The sequence below is a fragment of the Variovorax sp. 01N429 genome (assembly GCF_056399425.1).
On the sequence record NZ_JBFTRG010000094.1, the window covers coordinates 1 to 483 of the forward strand.

Below are 483 nucleotides of genomic sequence, written 5' to 3' on the forward strand. Positions count from 1 at the left end.
TACCGCGTCCGCGCGCCCGGCGTCCGCCCGGCCACTGCAGGCTGTGGACGAACCGCCCGTCACCGGACGGGAAGAGCACAGAAGAGCACGGAGCGAGAGGGAATGGCATACCGCCCCGCGGTTCCACTAGTGTCACCGCCCGTGATCACGTGGCGGCGCGGTGAGGTCCTCGAAGTCCGGCGGGCATGGCGCGGCGCGGTCGAATTGACCGTGCGCCAGGAAGGCACCGGTGACCCGGTGCGCGCGCTCGCCTACCCGGCGCTGGTCGGCGACCCGGCCGTCGGCGACACCGTCCTGCTCAACACCACCGCGCAGACGATGGGCCTGGGCACCGGCGGATACGCGCTGGTCGTGGCCCTGCCCGAGCGGCTCCCCGCGGACCCGCCGCGCGGCCCCGGCCACCTGGTGAAGACCCGCTACACGCCGCTGCAAGCCGTCGTGCTCGGCGTCGACGAACAGGATTCTCCGCACCACGAGGTGCTC

General features: G+C 73.1%; 1 protein-coding gene. It reads left to right on the forward strand.

Features of this window, described 5'->3' with window-relative positions; all coding sequences use genetic code 11:
- Positions 1-102: 102 nt before the first annotated feature.
- On the forward strand, positions 103-483 hold a 381-nt coding region (locus AC1DSF_RS30745), incomplete at its 3' end, for a DUF3866 family protein (RefSeq protein ID WP_478184096.1).